General features: G+C 71.4%; 15 protein-coding genes. All 15 read left to right on the forward strand.

Features of this window, described 5'->3' with window-relative positions; genetic code table 11:
* Positions 1-2: 2 nt before the first annotated feature.
* The 15 genes from murD (at position 3) to ACFWPA_RS16135 (ending at position 17,323) form a co-directional block, all read left to right on the forward strand.
* Positions 3-1,454, forward strand: coding sequence for a UDP-N-acetylmuramoyl-L-alanine--D-glutamate ligase (gene murD, locus ACFWPA_RS16065; RefSeq protein ID WP_378507894.1), 1,452 nt, complete (start codon positions 3-5; stop codon positions 1,452-1,454).
* On the forward strand, positions 1,441-3,111 hold the full coding sequence (gene ftsW, locus ACFWPA_RS16070) for a putative lipid II flippase FtsW (protein ID WP_378507893.1): 1,671 nt from the start codon (positions 1,441-1,443) through the stop codon (positions 3,109-3,111). The genes murD and ftsW overlap by 14 nt, the downstream gene beginning before the upstream one ends.
* 2 nt (positions 3,112-3,113) lie before the next feature.
* Positions 3,114-4,268 carry an undecaprenyldiphospho-muramoylpentapeptide beta-N-acetylglucosaminyltransferase gene (gene murG / locus ACFWPA_RS16075; RefSeq protein WP_378507960.1) on the forward strand — a complete coding sequence of 385 codons (1,155 nt, stop codon included), beginning with the start codon at positions 3,114-3,116 and terminating at the stop codon, positions 4,266-4,268.
* A 50-nt stretch (positions 4,269-4,318) separates the two neighbouring features.
* Entirely contained in the window at positions 4,319-5,761 is a 1,443-nt protein-coding gene (gene murC, locus ACFWPA_RS16080; protein WP_378507959.1) for a UDP-N-acetylmuramate--L-alanine ligase, read from the forward strand.
* Positions 5,758-6,540 carry a cell division protein FtsQ/DivIB gene (locus ACFWPA_RS16085; protein ID WP_378507892.1) on the forward strand — a complete coding sequence of 261 codons (783 nt, stop codon included), beginning with the start codon at positions 5,758-5,760 and terminating at the stop codon, positions 6,538-6,540. The genes murC and ACFWPA_RS16085 overlap by 4 nt, the downstream gene beginning before the upstream one ends.
* Positions 6,541-6,799: 259 nt before the next feature.
* Positions 6,800-8,032: a cell division protein FtsZ gene (gene ftsZ / locus ACFWPA_RS16090; protein WP_378570938.1), complete on the forward strand. Its 1,233-nt coding sequence runs from the start codon at positions 6,800-6,802 to the stop codon at positions 8,030-8,032.
* Positions 8,029-8,772 carry a peptidoglycan editing factor PgeF gene (pgeF, locus tag ACFWPA_RS16095; protein ID WP_378507890.1) on the forward strand — a complete coding sequence of 248 codons (744 nt, stop codon included), beginning with the start codon at positions 8,029-8,031 and terminating at the stop codon, positions 8,770-8,772. The genes ftsZ and pgeF overlap by 4 nt, the downstream gene beginning before the upstream one ends.
* Positions 8,765-9,505: a YggS family pyridoxal phosphate-dependent enzyme gene (locus ACFWPA_RS16100; RefSeq protein ID WP_378507889.1), complete on the forward strand. Its 741-nt coding sequence runs from the start codon at positions 8,765-8,767 to the stop codon at positions 9,503-9,505. The genes pgeF and ACFWPA_RS16100 overlap by 8 nt, the downstream gene beginning before the upstream one ends.
* Positions 9,506-9,555: 50 nt before the next feature.
* Entirely contained in the window at positions 9,556-10,170 is a 615-nt protein-coding gene (locus tag ACFWPA_RS16105; protein ID WP_378507888.1) for a cell division protein SepF, read from the forward strand.
* 135 nt (positions 10,171-10,305) lie between these two features.
* Entirely contained in the window at positions 10,306-10,593 is a 288-nt protein-coding gene (locus ACFWPA_RS16110; RefSeq protein ID WP_378507887.1) for a YggT family protein, read from the forward strand.
* 146 nt (positions 10,594-10,739) lie between these two features.
* A complete protein-coding gene (locus ACFWPA_RS16115) occupies positions 10,740-11,576 on the forward strand; it encodes a DivIVA domain-containing protein (protein ID WP_378507886.1) in 837 nt (278 codons plus the stop codon).
* A gap of 51 nt (positions 11,577-11,627) precedes the next feature.
* Positions 11,628-11,864, forward strand: a complete 237-nt coding sequence (locus ACFWPA_RS16120; protein ID WP_378507885.1) for a hypothetical protein — start codon at positions 11,628-11,630, stop codon at positions 11,862-11,864.
* 176 nt (positions 11,865-12,040) lie between these two features.
* On the forward strand, positions 12,041-15,337 hold the full coding sequence (gene ileS, locus ACFWPA_RS16125; RefSeq protein ID WP_378507884.1) for an isoleucine--tRNA ligase: 3,297 nt from the start codon (positions 12,041-12,043) through the stop codon (positions 15,335-15,337).
* A 1-nt stretch (position 15,338) separates the two neighbouring features.
* Positions 15,339-16,691 carry a DNA polymerase IV gene (locus ACFWPA_RS16130; RefSeq protein ID WP_378507883.1) on the forward strand — a complete coding sequence of 451 codons (1,353 nt, stop codon included), beginning with the start codon at positions 15,339-15,341 and terminating at the stop codon, positions 16,689-16,691.
* Positions 16,692-16,825: 134 nt separating this feature from the next.
* Entirely contained in the window at positions 16,826-17,323 is a 498-nt protein-coding gene (locus tag ACFWPA_RS16135) for a hypothetical protein (RefSeq protein WP_378507882.1), read from the forward strand.
* Positions 17,324-17,351 lie beyond the last annotated feature (28 nt).

Raw genomic sequence — 17,351 nt, forward strand, 5'->3', positions numbered from 1 at the left:
CGGTGAAGGTGGAGTTGTCGCGGCTGCGCGACGCACCGGTCCTCGTCACCGGCGCGGGCATCTCCGGGCGCGCGCTGATCGCCCCCCTGCGCGATCTCGGCGCCGAGGTCACCCTCACCGACGGCAACGCGGACGCGCTCGCGGCAGCCGCGGCCGAACACGCGGTCGCGACCGTCACACCCGACGAGGCCGTCGCCGCGGCCGCCGACTTCGCGCAGGTGATCACCAGCCCCGGCTGGCGCGCCGATTCCCCGGTGCTCGCCGCCGCGGCTGGCGCCGGGGTCCCGATCTGGGGCGACGTCGAATTCGCGTGGCGGATCGACCGGGCCGAGATCTACGGTCCGCCCCGCCGGTGGCTGGTGGTGACCGGAACCAACGGCAAGACCACCACCACCTCGATGCTCGAGTCGATCCTGCGGGCCGCGGGCATCGCGGCCGTCGCCTGCGGCAACATCGGGCTGCCCGTCACCGACGCGCTGCGCGCGCGGCCGCGGCACGACGCGCTGGCGGTGGAACTGTCGAGTTTCCAGCTGTTCTGGGCGCCGTCCGTGCACCCCGCCGCAGGCGCCGTCCTCAACATCGCCGAGGACCACCTCGACTGGCACGGGGGGATGCGGGGCTACATCGACGCGAAGGCGCAGGCCCTGACCGGTGACGTCGCGGTCGTCGGACTCGACGATCCGGTCGCGGCGTCCCTGGCCGGGGGAGCCCCGGCCGCCCGCACCGTCGGGTTCCGGCTCGGCGTCCCCGGACCCGACGAGCTCGGCGTCGACGGCGGCCGCCTCGTTGACCGCGCGTTCGGGTCCGGCGAGTTCCTCGCCGACATCGACGACGTCACCCCGCCCGGCCCGGCCGGGCTGATGGACGCGCTCGCCGCGGCGGCGCTGGCCCGGTCGATCGGCGTCGAGGCCGCCGCGGTCCGGGACGGGCTGCGCTCGTACCAGGTGGGGCCGCACCGCGCCGCGCGGGTCGCGGACGTTGACGGCGTCACCTACATCGACGACTCGAAGGCCACCAACCCGCACGCCGCCCGGACCTCGCTGCTCGCGCATCCGCGGGTGGTGTGGATCGCGGGCGGGCTGCTCAAGGGTGCCCGCGTCGACGACCTGGTCGCCGAGGTCGCGGATCGACTGGTCGCCGCGGTCCTGTTCGGCCGTGATGCCGGCGATATCGCGGACGCACTCGCCCGACACGCGCCGCAGGTCCCCATCCGGCGGATCGAACCGGGGCACGATGAACGGGTGAGTGCCACCGACACGCCCGATGCGGTGATGGCCCGCGCGGTCCGGGTCGCCGCCGATGCGGCGACGCCCGGTGACACGGTGCTGCTCGCGCCCGCCGCGGCATCGCTGGACATGTTCACCGACTACGGGCACCGCGGCCGGAGCTTCGCTGCGGCGGTGCGGTCGCTCGGCGACGCCCCGGACGGCACCCGGGACCATGTCGACGGCTGAGAGCGCCCGCCCCGCGCGCGGCGGCCGCCGCGCCCCCGACCGGGCACAGTCCGACCGTGCGCGTCCCGACCGGCAACGTTCCGACGGGCACCGTTCCGACCGGCCCCGGACCGCGATGGAGCGGTCGGCGCAGTCGGTGACGGCGGTCCGTGCCCGGTTCGGGGCCTGGCTGTCCCGGCCGCTCGCGTCGTTCCACCTGGTCGTCACGATCGCGACCCTGCTCACCGTCCTCGGCCTGGTGATGGTGCTGTCCGCGTCGAGCGTCGAGGCGTACGCCGACACCGGATCCGCGTACAGCATGTTCACCACCCAGCTGATTTTCGCGCTGCTCGGCGCGCTGCTGTTCTATGTCGCGCTGCGGATTCCGGTGCACCTGTTGCGGGCGCTCGCGCTGCCCGGTTTCGTGGTGTCGCTGGTGATGCTGTTCCTGGTCCTCATCCCGGGCATTGGCACGTTGTCGGGTGGTGCCCGCCGCTGGTTCACGCTGGGGACGTTGTCGTTCCAGCCGTCCGAGCTGGCGAAGGTCGCGCTGGTGATCTGGGGCGCGCACGTGCTGGCCACCCGCCGGCCCGGTGCCCCGGTGAAGGAACTGCTGATCCCGCTGGTGCCGGGTGCGCTGCTGGCGTCGCTGCTGGTGATCCTGCAGCCGAACTACTCGACGACGGTCACGTTCGTGATCGTGGTCGGCGCCCTGCTGTGGTTCGCGGGCCTGCCGCTCAAGCTGTTCGCCGGGGTGGTGTTCGGAGTCGGCGTCGGCGCGGTGATCCTGGCATTCTCCGCCGACTATCGCGCCGCCCGCATCTTCGGCTTCCTCAACCCCGGCGACGACCCGCAGGGCGCCAACTATCAGAGCAGGCAGGCGAAGTTCTCCCTCGCCGACGGCGGACTATTCGGCCGCGGACTCGGCCAGTCCCGCGCCAAGTGGAACTACCTGCCGAACGCGCACAACGACTTCATCTTCGCGATCATCGGCGAGGAACTCGGATTCATCGGGTGCGCCGCGGTGATCGGGCTGTTCGCCCTGTTCGTGTACACCGGGCTGCGGATCGCGATGCGGTCGGTCGACCCGTTCCTGCGGCTGCTCACCGCGGCCGCGACGACGTGGATCCTGGCGCAGGCGATGATCAACATCGGCTACGTGATCGGCCTGCTGCCGGTCACCGGCCAGCAGCTTCCGCTGGTGTCGGCGGGCGGCACCTCGACGGCGATCACGCTGCTGATGTTCGGCATCGTCGCGAACGCGGCCCGACACGAGCCGGAGGCGGTGGCGGCCCTGCACGCAGGCAACGACGGCCGGTTCGGCAGGCTGCTGCGGCTGCCGAAGCCGGAGCAGTATTCGCCGGGGAAGGTGGCGGCAGCGCAGCGCGCCGCCGCCGAGAAGGCGGACCGGAAGCGGGCCGCGCAGCGGGAGGCGCAGCGCCGCGCCGCGCAGCAGCGGGAACGGCGCCGTCACGAGGACCAGCGCCGGCGGGACGACCAGCGCCGCCGGGACCAGCAGCGCGGCGGGGAGCCGCAGGCAGGCCGGGGCATGCGGGGACCGGGCCAGGACCCGCGGCGTCGGCAGGCACTAGCATCGGACCCGCGGCGGGACCGGTCCTCCGGGCGCCGCGACGACCGTCATGACCGTGGCTTTGGTGAACGAGGATTTCGTAGGTGAGTGTGAGCGGTAGATCGTCCGGCCTGTCCGTCGTCGTCGCGGGGGGTGGCACCGCCGGGCACATCGAGCCCGCCCTCGCGGTCGCCGACGCGCTGCGCCGACTCGACCCAACGGTGACGGTCACCGCACTCGGCACCGAACGCGGCCTCGAGACCACCCTGGTCCCGGACCGCGGATATCCCCTCGAACTGATCCCGCCGGTGCCGCTGCCGCGCAAGCCCACGATGGACCTGCTGCGGCTGCCCGGCCGGGTCCGGGCCTCCGTCCGCCGCACCCGCGAGGTGCTCGACGCCGTGAACGCGGACGTGATCGTCGGCTTCGGCGGCTACGTCGCGCTGCCCGCCTACCTGGCCGCGGGCAGAGGGTTTGCGCGGCCCCGCCGCGGTGGACTCACCCGCAGGCGCCGCGCCATCCCGGTCGTCGTGCACGAGGCCAACGCCAGCGCGGGCATCGCCAACAAGATCGGTGCCCGGGTCGCGGCCCGGGTCCTCGCCGCCGTGCCGGACAGCGGGATCGGCCGCGACGCGCAGGTCGTCGGCATCCCGGTCCGCTCCTCGATCACCGGCCTCGACCGGGCCGGGCTGCGGGCGCAGGCCCGCGCCCACTTCGGGTTGCCCGCCGACGGGCCCGTCCTGCTCGTGACCGGCGGATCGCAGGGTGCGCGTTCGCTCAACGACGCGGTGTCCGGGGCCGCCGAGGCGCTCGCCGCGGCGGGCATCTCGGTGCTGCATGCGCACGGACCGAAGAACACCCTCGACGTCGCGCAGCACAACCCGGCCGCCCCGTACGTCGCGGTGCCCTACCTGACGCGGATGGACCTCGCGCTCGCCGCCGCCGACGCGACCGTGTGCCGCTCCGGCGCGATGACCGTCGCCGAGATCTCCGCGGTGGGACTGCCCGCGGTGTACGTGCCGCTGCCGCACGGCAACGGGGAACAGGAACTCAACGCGCGGCCGGTTGTCGCGGCGGGCGGCGGGCTGCTGGTCGCCGACGCCGACCTGACCCCCGCGTTCGTCGCCGACACGGTCGTGCCGTTGCTGCGCGACCGGGACCGGCTCGCCGCTATGGGGGCGGCGGCCGCCGGTGCCGGGCACCGCGACGCCGCGGACACGGTCGCACGGGTGGTTCTCGACGTCGCGAAGGGTGGTCAGCGGTGAACGCGAACGGTGGATCGGTGGCTCTGCCCCCGCATCTCGAGCGGGTGCACATGGTCGGGATCGGCGGCGCGGGCATGTCCGGCATTGCCCGAATCCTGCTGGCCCGCGGCGGTCAGGTGTCCGGGTCGGACGCCAAGGAGAGCCGGACGGTGCTTGCGCTGCGGGCCCGCGGGGCGGAGGTGCGGATCGGGCACGACGCCAGCGCCCTCGACCTGCTGCCCGGCGGCCCGACCGTCGTGGTCTCCACCCATGCCGCGATCCCGAAGGACAACCCGGAACTGGTCGCCGCCGCGGAACGGGACATCCCGGTGATCATGCGGCCCGAGGTGCTGGCGTCGCTGATGGCGGACCACCGGACCCTGCTGGTCGCCGGGACCCACGGCAAGACGTCGACGACGTCGATGCTCGTCGTCGCCCTCCAGCACTGCGGTGCCGACCCGTCGTTCGCGGTGGGCGGCGAACTGAACGAGGCGGGCACCAATGCGCACCACGGCTCCGGGGACGTGTTCGTCGCGGAGGCCGACGAGAGCGACGGGTCGCTGCTGCAGTACGACCCCAACGTGGTGATCGTGACCAACGTGGAGGCCGATCACCTCGACTTCTTCGGCACCGCCGAGGCGTACGTCCAGGTGTTCGACGACTTCGCGGACCGGATCCTGCCGGGCGGCGTGCTGGTGGCGTGCCTGGACGATCCCGGGTCCGCGGCACTCGCCGAGCGGGTCGCCGCACGCGGCCTGCCGATCCGGGTCGTCGGATACGGCGCTGATGACCCGGCGGGCACGGTCCCGGTCGATGCGCGGCTGCTGACCTGGGAGCCGCGGGACGTCGGCGGCGTCGCCCGGATCCAGCTGTCCGGGGAATCGGCGCCGCGGGAACTGCGGCTGTCCGTTCCGGGGCGGCACATGGCGTTGAACGCGCTCGGCGCGCTGCTCGCGGCGAGGGAGGCGGGGGCCGACGTCGACGAGATCGTCGAGGGCATCGGCGGCTTCGGCGGCGTGCACCGGCGTTTCCAGTACACCGGCCGGGAGAACGGTGTCCGGGTGTTCGACGACTACGCGCATCACCCGACCGAGGTACGGGCGGTGCTCGGCGCGGCCCGCGAACTGGTGCGCGGGTCGGGTGGCCGGGTCCACGTCGTGTTCCAGCCGCACCTGTACTCGCGGACCGCGGCGTTCGCGACGGAGTTCGGCGAGGCCCTCGACCTCGCCGACGAGGTGGTCGTGCTCGACGTGTACGGGGCGCGGGAGAAGCCGCTGCCCGGGGTCAGCGGCGCGCTGGTCGCGCAGGCGGTGACCCGGCCGGTGCACTACCAGCCGGACCTGTCGATGGCGCCGCGGCAGGTCGCCTCCCTCGCGCGCAGCGGCGACGTGATCATCACGATGGGTGCCGGTGACGTGACGATGCTGGGCAAGGAGATCCTCGGCGCCCTCGCCGCGGCACCCGGCTCCCGGATGCGGCCGGACGCGGCGGGACGGTCCGGGGACCGGGCATGACCCCCCGTCGGGGGTCGGGCCGGGCCACGGCGGCTGCCGGGGCCCGCGGGCCGGTGCGGGGCCGCACCGGTGCCCGGCCGACCCGGGTGACGTCCGGATCGGGGAAGGCAGCGGCGCGGCGCAACCGGAAGCCGCTCTACCTCACCGCGGCCGCGGTCGTCGTGCTGATCGCGCTCGGGCTGGTGCTGTGGCTGACCCCGCTGCTGTCCGCCCGCACGATCGCCGTCGTCGGGAATGCCGGGGTGCCGACCGAGGAGGTGCTTGCTGCGCTGTCGATACCGTCGGGACAGCCGCTGCTTCGGGTCGACACCGGCGCCGCGGCGCAGCGGGTTGCGGCGATCGCGAAGGTCGATCACGTCCGGGTGGAGCGGGAGTACCCGTCGACGATCCGGGTCACCGTGACCGAGCGGCAGCCGGCGGTCTTCTACGACACGCCCGAGGGGACGCATCTGATGGACGCGTCCGGGGTGGCGTACGCGATCGAGCCGGCACCGTCAGGCCTGCCGCGGCTCGCGGTGGATCGGCCGGGCCGAGACGATCCGGCGACGCGGGACGCGTTGACGGCGCTGAGTTCGCTGCCCCCGCAGCTGCGGCCGCAGGTGACGGAGGTGTCGGCGGGGTCGCTGTCGGACATTCACCTCACCCTCGCGGACGGCAGGCAGCTGCTGTGGGGGAGCGCGGACCATTCGGACCGGAAGGCGGCGATTGTCGTGCCGCTGCTCGGCCAGCCCGGTCAGGTGTACGACGTGTCCAGCCCCGACCTGCCGACGATCCGGTGAGGCGAGCCCGCGCCGGATCACCCGACAAATCGGCGTGTCGACCGGCGCGCCTGCTGGCCGAGCACCGTGGCCGGCCGTAGCGTTTCGCCTCAGTCATCCACTTGACATAACCATAACTCTATGGTTGAGGTTTAGGGTTTCCCGGGGTCTCGGATGCATATGAGATCCGGGAACACCAGTAACCTCAGCGCCACAAGTAACGTCAGCATCGCCAGCAACACCTTCAGCGCGAACACACATACACGGAAGGCGAGAGCCCATGACGCCCCCGCACAACTACCTCGCCGTTATCAAGGTCGTCGGCATCGGCGGCGGCGGTGTGAATGCGGTCAACCGCATGATCGAGCAGGGACTCAAGGGAGTCGAGTTCATCGCGGTCAACACCGACGCCCAGGCCCTGCTGATGTCCGACGCCGACGTCAAGCTCGACGTCGGACGCGAACTGACCCGCGGTCTCGGCGCGGGCGCGGACCCGGAGGTCGGCCGCAAGGCCGCCGAGGACCACAAGGACGAGATCGAGGAGGTCCTCAAGGGGGCCGACATGGTGTTCGTCACCGCCGGTGAGGGCGGCGGCACCGGCACCGGCGGAGCCCCCGTCGTCGCCTCGATCGCCCGCAAGCTCGGCGCCCTGACCGTCGGCGTCGTCACCCGGCCGTTCTCGTTCGAGGGCAAGCGCCGCGGCAGCCAGGCCGACAACGGGATCCAGGCGTTGCGCGAGTCCTGCGACACCCTGATCGTCATCCCCAACGACCGGCTGCTGCAGCTCGGCGACGCCGCGGTGTCGCTGATGGACGCTTTCCGCTCCGCCGACGAGGTGCTCCTCAACGGCGTTCAGGGCATCACCGACCTGATCACCACCCCCGGCCTGATCAACGTCGACTTCGCCGACGTCAAGGGCGTCATGTCCGGCGCGGGCAGCGCGCTGATGGGCATCGGCTCCGCCCGCGGCGACGGCCGTGCGATCCAGGCCGCGGAGACCGCGATCAACTCGCCGCTGCTCGAGGCGTCGATGGAGGGTGCCCGCGGCGTGCTGCTGTCGATCGCGGGCGGCTCGGATCTCGGCCTGTTCGAGATCAACGAGGCGGCCTCGCTGGTCCAGGAGGCCGCGCACATCGACGCGAACATCATCTTCGGCACCGTCATCGACGATTCACTCGGCGACGAGGTCCGGGTCACGGTCATCGCGGCGGGCTTCGACGGAGGTGCCCCGGTGCGCCGTCCCGACGCGCCGCCGCAGCAGGCGCAGCAGCCCGCGGGGCGCGGCACCATCGGCGTCGCCAGGGCTGGCGAGATCGGCCGGTCCCCGGCGGCGGTCGAGGAGCCCGCGCAGCCGGCGCAGGCACCCCAGCACAGTGCGGAGGTGCGGGAGCCGCGGCGCGAACCGGCGACCGGTGCACTGCCGCCGATCCCGGTCGGCGCCACCGCCCGCGCGGTCCCGGTGGACGAGGACGGCGACGACGACGTCGACGTGCCCGACTTCATGCGCCGGTGACGGCCGCACCCGTGACGTCCTCGGTTCGGGTCCGCCGCGTCGTCACCTCGCGGACCGGCGGGGTGTCGGCGGCGCCGTACGACTCGTTCAACCTCGGCGACCACGTCGGGGACGATCCCGCTGCCGTCGACGCCAATCGGCGTCGGCTGGCCGCCGGGATCGGGCTGCCGTACGAGCGGCTGGTCTGGATGGAGCAGATCCACAGCCGGAACGTCGCCGTCGTGTCCGGACCGGTCGATGCGCCGGTCGAGGCGACCGACGCGCTGGTCACCACCGAACGCAACCTGGCGCTGGTGGTCCTCACCGCCGACTGTGTGCCGTTGCTGCTGTCCGACGACGAGGCGGGCGTGATCGCGGCGGTGCACGCGGGCCGGGTGGGTGCCCGGATCGGGATCGTGCCCCGGGTGCTCGACGAGATGGTCGCCAACGGCGCCGAACTGTCCCGGATCGGGGCGTTCTTCGGGCCGTCCGCGAGCGGACGCCAGTACGAGGTGCCCGCCGCGATGCGGGCCGATGTGGAGGCGCACCTTCCCGGCAGCGCAACCACCACCGACCGCGGCACCCCCGGCCTGGACCTGCGGGCCGGGCTGCGCAGGCAGCTGCTCGAGGCCGGGGTCGGCGGCGTCGCGGAGGACCCGCGCTGCACCATCGAGGACCGGACGCTGTTCAGCTACCGCCGCTCCGGGGTGACCGGGCGGATCGGCGGCGTGATCTGGATGGAGTCGATCGACGGTGGGTGACGGTCACCCGGCCCCGCCGGGCCGCGGCGATGCCATCGCGGCCGCCCTGACCTCCGTGCGGGACCGCCTCACCCGGGCCGCGCTCGCCGCGGGCCGGGCCCCGGATGCGGTGCAGTTGCTGCCGGTCACCAAATTTTTCCCCGCGTCGGACGCCCGGATCCTGTACGACCTCGGCTGCCGCGAATTCGGGGAGTCCCGGGAACAGGAGGCCACCGCGAAGGTGGCCGACCTGGCCGACCTCACCGATGCCCGATGGCACATGATCGGCAGCGTGCAGCGGAACAAGGCGCGGGCCGTCGCCCGCTGGGCGCACGCGGTGCACTCCGTGGACAGCCCCCGGCTGGTGGACGCGCTCGCCGCGGCGTCGACCGCGGCGCTGGAGGCGGGGGACCGGTCGGCGCCGCTGCTGGTGCTGCTGCAGGTGAGCATCGACGGCGACATCCACCGCGGCGGCGTTCCGCTGGAGGAGCTGCCCGCGCTGGCCGAACGGGCCGCAGCCGCACCGGGTCTCGTGTTGGCCGGATTGATGGCGGTCCCGCCGCTGGGCGCCGACCCGGACCGGTCTTTCGCTACACTCGCGGCCGCCCACCACGACGTGTTGCGTGACCATCCGGACGCGCGCATGTTGTCGGCCGGGATGACCGCAGACCTCGAGAGTGCGGTCCGACACGGATCGACGTGCGTGCGTGTCGGAACCGCCCTGTTGGGTTCGAGGCCGATAGCCTCGAAATGAACTGATCGGCGTCCCGACCGATTATCCGCCGCGCCAAGGAAGGTCGATCGATGAGCACTCTGCACAAGTTCAAGGCTTACTTCGGCATGGTTCCGCTCGAGGACTACGAGGACGACTACCTCGACGAGCCCCGTCGAGCCCCGCGAAGCCGCTACGAGGACGGCGTCGACGGCGGGTACGACGATGCGGGCTACGGCGGACGGGACGACCTCGACGACCGGCAGCCCGCTCCCCGTCGGATGGAGCCGCTGCCGCCGCGCACGTCGCGGCCCGCCCCCTCCCAGGGCGTCGGAACCCGGCCCGCGGCGACCCACGGTTCGCTCGCGGTCAACACCCAGCCGCGGATCGAGAGCAGGCGCGCCCCGATGTTCGACGAGGGCGGTCCGCTGTCGAAGATCACCACGCTGCGCCCACGGGACTACGGCGAGGCCCGCATCATCGGGGAACGGTTCCGTGACGGCACGCCGGTGATCATGGACCTGGTCGAGATGAGCAACGCCGACGCCAAGCGGCTCGTCGACTTCGCCGCCGGCCTCGCGTTCGCGCTGCGCGGCTCGTTCGACAAGGTGGCAACGAAGGTGTTCCTGCTCTCACCGGCGGACATCGACGTGTCCGCGGAGGAACGTCGCCGGATCGCCGAGAACGGTTTCTACAATCAGAAATAGCCAGGTGCCGCCGGGTCCCGGCGGCGCGAGGACCACGGGTGCGACCGGTGTTCACCGGTCGCACCCGGTTGTCGGTGGCCCGGCCGCGAGTGGCCCGATTGTGACCGGGCCCGGCACGTCAGGCAGAGTGGTGGAGTGCCCTTGTTCGCGGTGATCTACTTCGTGCTGTTCGTGTTCTGGCTGCTTCTCATCGGCCGAATCATCGTCGAGTTCATCCGAACGTTCGCGCGGGACTGGCGGCCGACAGGCTTTGTCGTCGTCGTTCTCGAGGCGATTTTCACGGTCACGGATCCGCCGATCAAGTTGCTCCGGCGACTCATCCCGTCGATTTCGCTCGGCGGGATTCGGTTGGACCTGTCAATCATGGTCTTGCTGTTCATCGTGTTCATCCTGATGCAAGTCACTCAGGGACTTGCCGCATGACGTGCACGAATCGGGGACTGGCGCTGACCGCGGGTCGGGTGTGAAACAATGACCCGCAGTTACAACGTGAATACGTGGTCCTGCAGTGGATGCGCCATAACTGAATGCTTGCTTGACCGCCAACAGATGCGCGAAGGGATCCTTCCATGCCGCTGACACCAGCTGATGTTCACAACGTCGCGTTCAGCAAGCCTCCAATCGGGAAGCGTGGCTACAACGAGGACGAGGTCGATGCCTTCCTCGACCTGGTCGAGCAGGAGCTCGCCCGCCTGATCGAGGAGAACGCGGACCTCCGCCAGCGTGTCGGTGAACTCGATCAGGAGCTCGCGGATGCCAAGAAGGCGCCGCGCCCCGTTGCCGCGGCCGCGCCCGCGCCGACCCCTCCGCCTGCCCCCGCCCCGGCACCCGCGCCGGTCGTCGAGCCGCCGAAGCCGGTGGCACCGGCCCCCGCGCCGGCTCCGGCCCGGGCCGGAGCCGCCGAGGAGGCCAACCTCCAGGCCGCGAAGATCCTCGGCCTCGCCCAGGAGATGGCGGACCGCCTCACCGGCGACGCCAAGAACGAATCCGAGCAGCTCGTGTCAAGCGCCCGCTCGAACTCCGAGCAGCTCGTCAGCGACGCCCGCAGCCGGTCGGAGACGATGGTCGCCGAGGCCAAGCAGAAGTCCGAGGCGCTGCTGTCCGACGCGCAGACCCGCTCGGAGACGCAGCTGCGTCAGGCCAAGGAGAAGGCCGACGCCCTGCAGGCGGACGCCGAGAAGAAGCACACCGAGATCATGGCGACCATCAACCAGCAGCGCAGCGTGCTGGAGGAGCGGATCGAGCGCCTCAAGACGTTCGAGCGCGAGTACCGGGTGCGGCTGAAGTCGTACCTGGAGTCGCAGCTCGAGGAGCTCGAGCAGCGCGGGTCCGCGGTCCCGGTCGACGGCGGCCAGGATGCCTTCGGGTCCGAGGGCTCGAAGTCGTTCGCCAAAGGGAACAGCTGACCCGGCGCCGAGAGGGCCGTGGTCGTGACGGCTCGTGGCAGGGGGCTCTAGATGCTGGTGCTGACCCTGGCGATGGCCGCGGTGGGGTTCGCCCTACTGGTCATCGCGCTGATGACCGGTTCGGTGGTCTGGGCCTGGGGCTGCATCGTGGTCTGCGTCGTCGGTGCGGTGTTGCTGCTCGTGAGTTCGCTCCGGGGCAACACCGCACCGGGCGGTGCGCCCGGCGGCCGCGACCGGGGCGCCGGGACGGACGGCGCAACGAGGAACGAATTTGACGGGTCCGACTAGAATCGGCCCATGACATCCGCCCGGACCTCATCGGGCGGTGGCAGACGGCGTTGATCCGGCCATCACCGGGGAGTCTTCGGAAGAACGGCGCAGCGCCACCCCGAACCGGGTGGCGCGGGTGCCAAGTAGAACCGAACGGGTTCGGCCCGTCACAGCCGAGCTTATGAGTGGTCCGGATGTGGCGGCAGGTCGCCCGTCCGGGCAAGCGGGGTGGTACCGCGGCCACGGCGCACCGGCGCCCGAGTCGTCCCCGTGCCAGAGTGACAGGCACAGGGAGCACCACAGTGAGCGAGACCTATCCACGCGTCGACCTGACCGCAGGGACGGCCGGTGCCGGCGTGAACTTCCCGGAACTCGAGCAGCGGGTCCTCGCCGCGTGGGACGCCGACGACACCTTCCGGGCCTCGATCGAGAACCGGGACGGCGCCGACGAATTCGTGTTCTACGACGGCCCGCCGTTCGCCAACGGTTTGCCGCACTACGGGCACCTGCTCACCGGGTACGTCAAGGACCTGATCCCGCGCTACCAGACGATGCGCGGCAGGAAGGTCGAACGCCGCTTCGGCTGGGACTGCCACGGCCTGCCCGCCGAGCTGGAGGCCGAGAAGCAGCTCGGCATCAAGGACAAGTCGCAGATCGACGCGATGGGCCTCGCCGAGTTCAACGCGTACTGCAAGCAGTCCGTGCTCCGGTACACCGACGAGTGGCGCGACTACGTGACCCGGCAGGCGCGCTGGGTCGACTTCGACAACGACTACAAGACCCTTGACCTCGACTTCATGGAGTCGGTCATGTGGGCGTTCAAGGAGCTGTACGACAAGGGCCTGATCTACCAGGGCTTCCGGGTGCTGCCGTACAGCTGGTACGAGCAGACGCCGCTGTCGAACCAGGAGACCCGGCTCGACGACGCATACAAGATGCGTCAGGATCCGGCCGTCACGGTCGACATGGTGATCAACGCCGAAGGGTCCCCGCTGGACGGCGCCAACGCGCTGATCTGGACCACCACGCCCTGGACGCTGCCGTCCAACCTGGCGATCGCGGTGCACCCGGACGTCGACTACGTGCATGTCAGGGCGAGCGCAGCGACGGGGGATGTGCTGGCGGGCCAGGACGACCCCACCTACCTGCTCGCGGCGGCCCGCGTCGGTCACTACGCCCGCGAGCTCGGCGAGTCCCCCGAGGTGCTCGGCGAGTACACGGGCGCCGACCTGGTCGGCCTGACCTACACGCCGCCGTTCGACTTCTTCCACGGCCCCGGCAAGGGGCACGAGAACGCGCACCGGGTGCTGTCCGCCGACTACGTCACCACCGACTCCGGCACCGGAATCGTCCACCTCGCACCGGCGTTCGGTGAGGAGGACATGGACGTCGCGACCGCGAACGGCATCGAGATCGTGCAGCCGCTCGATGCGGGCGGCAAGTTCACCGCGATGGTGCCGCCGTACCAGGGCCTGCAGGTGTTCGACGCGAACCCGGTCATCATCAAGGACCTCAAGGCGGCCGGAAAGCTGTTGCGGCACGAGACGATCGAGCACTCGTACCCGCATTCCTGGCGGTCCGGTCAGCCGCTGATCTACATGGCAGTGCCGTCGTGGTTCGTCGCGGTCACCACGTTCCGGGACCGGATGGTCGAGCTGAACCAGGACATCACCTGGGTGCCCGAGCACATCAAGGACGGGCAGTTCGGCAAGTGGCTCGAAGGGGCCCGGGACTGGAACATCAGCCGGAACCGCTACTGGGGCAGCCCGATCCCGGTGTGGATCTCCGACGACCCGGCCTATCCGCGGGTCGACGTGTACGGTTCACTCGACCAGCTTGAGGCCGATTTCGGGGTGCGCCCGACCGACCTGCACCGGCCGATGATCGACGAGCTGACCCGCCCGAACCCGGACGACCCGACCGGGAAGTCCACGATGCGCCGGGTTCCCGAGGTGCTGGACTGCTGGTTCGAGTCCGGGTCGATGCCGTACGCGCAGGTGCACTTCCCGTTCGAGAACCAGGACTGGTTCCAGTCGCACAATCCGGGCGATTTCATCGTCGAGTACAACGGTCAGACCCGCGGCTGGTTCTACACCCTGCACGTGCTCTCGACCGCGCTGTTCGATCGGCCCGCCTTCAAAACCGTTGCCGCGCACGGCATCGTGCTCGGCGACGACGGCCTCAAGATGAGCAAGTCGAAGGGCAACTACCCGGACGTGAAGGAGGTGTTCGACCGGGACGGCTCCGACGCGATGCGCTGGTTCCTGATGTCGTCGCCGATCCTGCGCGGCGGCAACCTGGTCGTCACCGAGCAGGGCATCCGCGAGGGTGTCCGGCAGGCGCTGCTGCCGCTGTGGAACTCGTGGAGCTTCCTGCAGCTGTACGCCTCGAAGCCCGGCACCTGGCGGACCGATTCGACGAACGTGCTCGACCGCTACATCCTCGCGAAGCTTGCCGCGACGCGGACCGCGATGACCGAGGCCCTCGAGGTCAACGACATCGCCGGTGCATGCGACGAGCTGCGGCTGTTCTGCGACGCCCTGACCAACTGGTACGTGCGACGCTCACGCAACCGGTTCTGGGACGAGGACCGGGACGCGATCGACACCCTGCACACGGTGCTGGAGGTGACCTGCCGGCTGGCGGCACCGCTGCTGCCGCTGGCCACCGAGGTGATCTGGCGGGGCCTGACCGGCGGCCGCTCGGTACACCTGACCGACTGGCCTGCCGCGACGGAACTGGTGCCGGACGTCGAGCTGGTGGAGTCGATGGACGAGGTGCGCAACGTCTGCTCGACCGTCCTCGGCCTGCGCAAGGCGCAGAACCTGCGGGTGCGGCTGCCGCTGCCGGAGGTCACCGTCGCCGCCGCGGACGCCGAGCGGCTGCGGCCCTACCTCGGCATCATCGCCGACGAGGTCAACGTCAAGAACGTCGACCTGACCGGCGACGTCGACGCGCACGGACGGTTCGAGCTCGTCGTCAACGCGCGGGCCGCCGGGCCGCGGCTCGGCAAGGACGTGCAGACCGTCATCAAGGCGGTCAAGGCGGGCGACTGGACCGAGGTCGACGGGGTGGTCACGGTGTGGCCGGGTCGCTCCGCGGGCTCCGCTGCGGACGACTCCGGCATCGCGCTGCTGCCGTCCGAGTACACCCAGCGTCTGGTCGCCGCCGAACCGGAGTCGACGGCGGCGCTGCCCGCCAACGCCGGTCTGGTGGTGCTGAACTCGGCAGTCACCGAGGAGTTGGAGGCCGAGGGCTGGGCGAAGGACCGGATCCGGGAACTGCAGGACGCGCGCCGCGCCGCTGGCCTCGAGGTGTCGGACCGGATCGTCGTGACCCTGCAGGTCCCGGCCGAGCGGGCGGCGTGGGCGCAGCGGCACCGCGACCTGATCGCCGGCGAGATCCTGGCCACGACACTGGAGCTGGGCACCGTCGGCGCCGGTGCCGTCGACCTCGGTGAGGGTGTCCGGGCGGTCATCGCGAAGGCCTGAGATGAGCCGGCCGCTCACGCAGTGTCGCTGGGTGCTGCACCTGGACATGGACGCGTTCTTCGCGTCCGTGGAGCAGCTGACCCGCCCAACGCTGCGTGGGCGGCCGGTCCTCGTCGGCGGCCTCGGCGGCCGCGGCGTCGTCGCGGGCGCCAGCTACGAGGCCCGCGCGTACGGCGCCCGGTCGGCGATGCCGATGCATCAGGCGCGACGCCTCGTCGGGGTCGGTGCGGTGGTGCTGCCCCCGCGTGGGGCGCTGTACTCGGCGGTCAGCGCGACCGTGTTCGATACCCTCCGCACCCGGATGCCGGTCCTGGAGATGCTGTCGCTGGACGAGGCGTTCGGTGAGCCACCGGAACTGGTCGGGGCCGATCCGCGCGAGGTGCTGGAGTTTGCGGAGGGGTTGCGGGCGCTGATTCGGGAGAGCACCGGGCTGGTCGCATCGATCGGCGCCGGGTCGGGCAAGCAGATCGCGAAGATCGCGTCCGGCCTCGCGAAACCGGACGGGGTGCGGGTGGTGACGGCCGACGAGCAGCCGGACCTGTTCGAGGCGCTGCCGGTGCGTCGGCTGTGGGGGATCGGGCCGGTCGCGGAGGCGAAGCTGCGCAGGCTCGGCATCGAGACCATCGGCCAGTTCGCCGCGACCAGCGCCACTGAGGTCGTGACCCTGCTCGGCGCGACGGTCGGCCCGAGCCTGCACCGCCTCGCCCGCGGCATCGACGACCGTCCGGTCACCGAGCGGGCCGACGCGAAGCAGATCAGCGCCGAAACCACGTTCGCCGCCGACCTGGTCACCCTCGACCAGGTGCGGGCCGCGGTGGAGCGGACCGGCGGGCACGCCCACACGCGGCTGCTGCGGGACGGTCGCGCCGCGCGGACGGTGGTGCTCAAGCTGCGGAAGGCGGACATGACGATCGTGACGCGGTCGGCGACGCTGCCGTATGCGACGACCGATCGGCAGACGCTGATCGCGGCCGCGCACCGGCAGCTGATCGACCCCCGCGAGCTCGGCGCCATCCGACTGGTCGGGGTCTCGCTCGGCGGGCTGACGGCGTCCGCGCAGGGCTCCCTGTTCCCCGACCTTGATCACGGGGACACGATCGGCGCGGATGTGAATCCGGACACAGTGGAAATTCCCGACCCGGCGCGGAGCAGCCCGGCTGGGCCCGGGTCGCGGTGGCGTCCCGGGCAGGACGTGCGGCACGACGTGCACGGTCACGGCTGGGTGCAGGGGTGCGGGCACGGCGTGGTGACGGTGCGGTTCGAGACCCGGTCGACGGGCCCCGGACCGGCGCGCACCTTCGCGGACGACGACGGGCAGCTCGGCAACGCCGACCCCGCGGACAGCCTTCGTTAAGGAACCCCTTATTTTTTCCGTGTTGACTAAGGTGACACGTGCTCGCGCGACGGGGTCGGCAACGACGGCCGTCCGGCGCGCGCCGGGACGCACACACGACGCAAGTTCCAACAACGACGTAAGGACATGCATTGATGCTCCGTAAGACTCTCGTGGCCGGTGTCGCGGTCGCGGCCGCCCTCACGCTCGGCGCCTGCAGCTCCGACGGTGGCGACGACACGGCCGCCGCCACCACCACCAAGACCACCTCCGCTGTCGCCGAGCCGACCGGCATCGACAGCCCGCCCGCGCCGACCGCCGCCGAGCTGAACGCGATGCTGGCCAAGGGCCTCGACCCGGCGACCCCGGTCGAGGAGAAGGTCACCCTGGTTCAGGACGGTCAGGCCGATCCCGGCCTGTTCGATCAGGTCGCCGCCGCCGCGAAGCAGAACAACGCCACCGTCACCGTCGTCGACCCGATCCTCGACAACGGCGACGGCACCCTGACCGCCACCGTGAACCTCGACATCGGCGGCCAGGTCAACCCCGGCACCGCCACCTTCGTCGTCGAGAACGGCAAGTGGGTGCTGTCGAAGGAGTACGCCTGCAACATGATCAAGCTGGCGAACCTGACCTCCCCGGCCTGCGTCTAGAAGCGCGAAGCGCACGAACGGCCGGCAC

This window comes from Rhodococcus sp. NPDC058505 (assembly GCF_042720095.1).
Taxonomy (GTDB): Bacteria; Actinomycetota; Actinomycetes; order Mycobacteriales; family Mycobacteriaceae; genus Rhodococcus_G.

Bases quoted from the DNA above. Each gene is read 5' to 3' on its own strand.
- ftsW (WP_378507893.1), top strand. From the start codon at position 1,441: ATGTCGACGGCTGAGAGCGCCCGCCCCGCGCGCGGCGGCCGCCGCGCC.
- murC (WP_378507959.1), top strand. From the start codon at position 4,319: ATGGTCGGGATCGGCGGCGCGGGCATGTCCGGCATTGCCCGAATCCTG.
- ACFWPA_RS16085 (WP_378507892.1), top strand. From the start codon at position 5,758: ATGACCCCCCGTCGGGGGTCGGGCCGGGCCACGGCGGCTGCCGGGGCC.
- ftsZ (WP_378570938.1), top strand. From the start codon at position 6,800: ATGACGCCCCCGCACAACTACCTCGCCGTTATCAAGGTCGTCGGCATC.
- ACFWPA_RS16105 (WP_378507888.1), top strand. From the start codon at position 9,556: ATGAGCACTCTGCACAAGTTCAAGGCTTACTTCGGCATGGTTCCGCTC.
- ACFWPA_RS16115 (WP_378507886.1), top strand. From the start codon at position 10,740: ATGCCGCTGACACCAGCTGATGTTCACAACGTCGCGTTCAGCAAGCCT.
- ACFWPA_RS16120 (WP_378507885.1), top strand. From the start codon at position 11,628: ATGCTGGTGCTGACCCTGGCGATGGCCGCGGTGGGGTTCGCCCTACTG.
- ileS (WP_378507884.1), top strand. From the start codon at position 12,041: ATGTGGCGGCAGGTCGCCCGTCCGGGCAAGCGGGGTGGTACCGCGGCC.
- ACFWPA_RS16130 (WP_378507883.1), top strand. From the start codon at position 15,339: ATGAGCCGGCCGCTCACGCAGTGTCGCTGGGTGCTGCACCTGGACATG.
- ACFWPA_RS16135 (WP_378507882.1), top strand. From the start codon at position 16,826: ATGCTCCGTAAGACTCTCGTGGCCGGTGTCGCGGTCGCGGCCGCCCTC.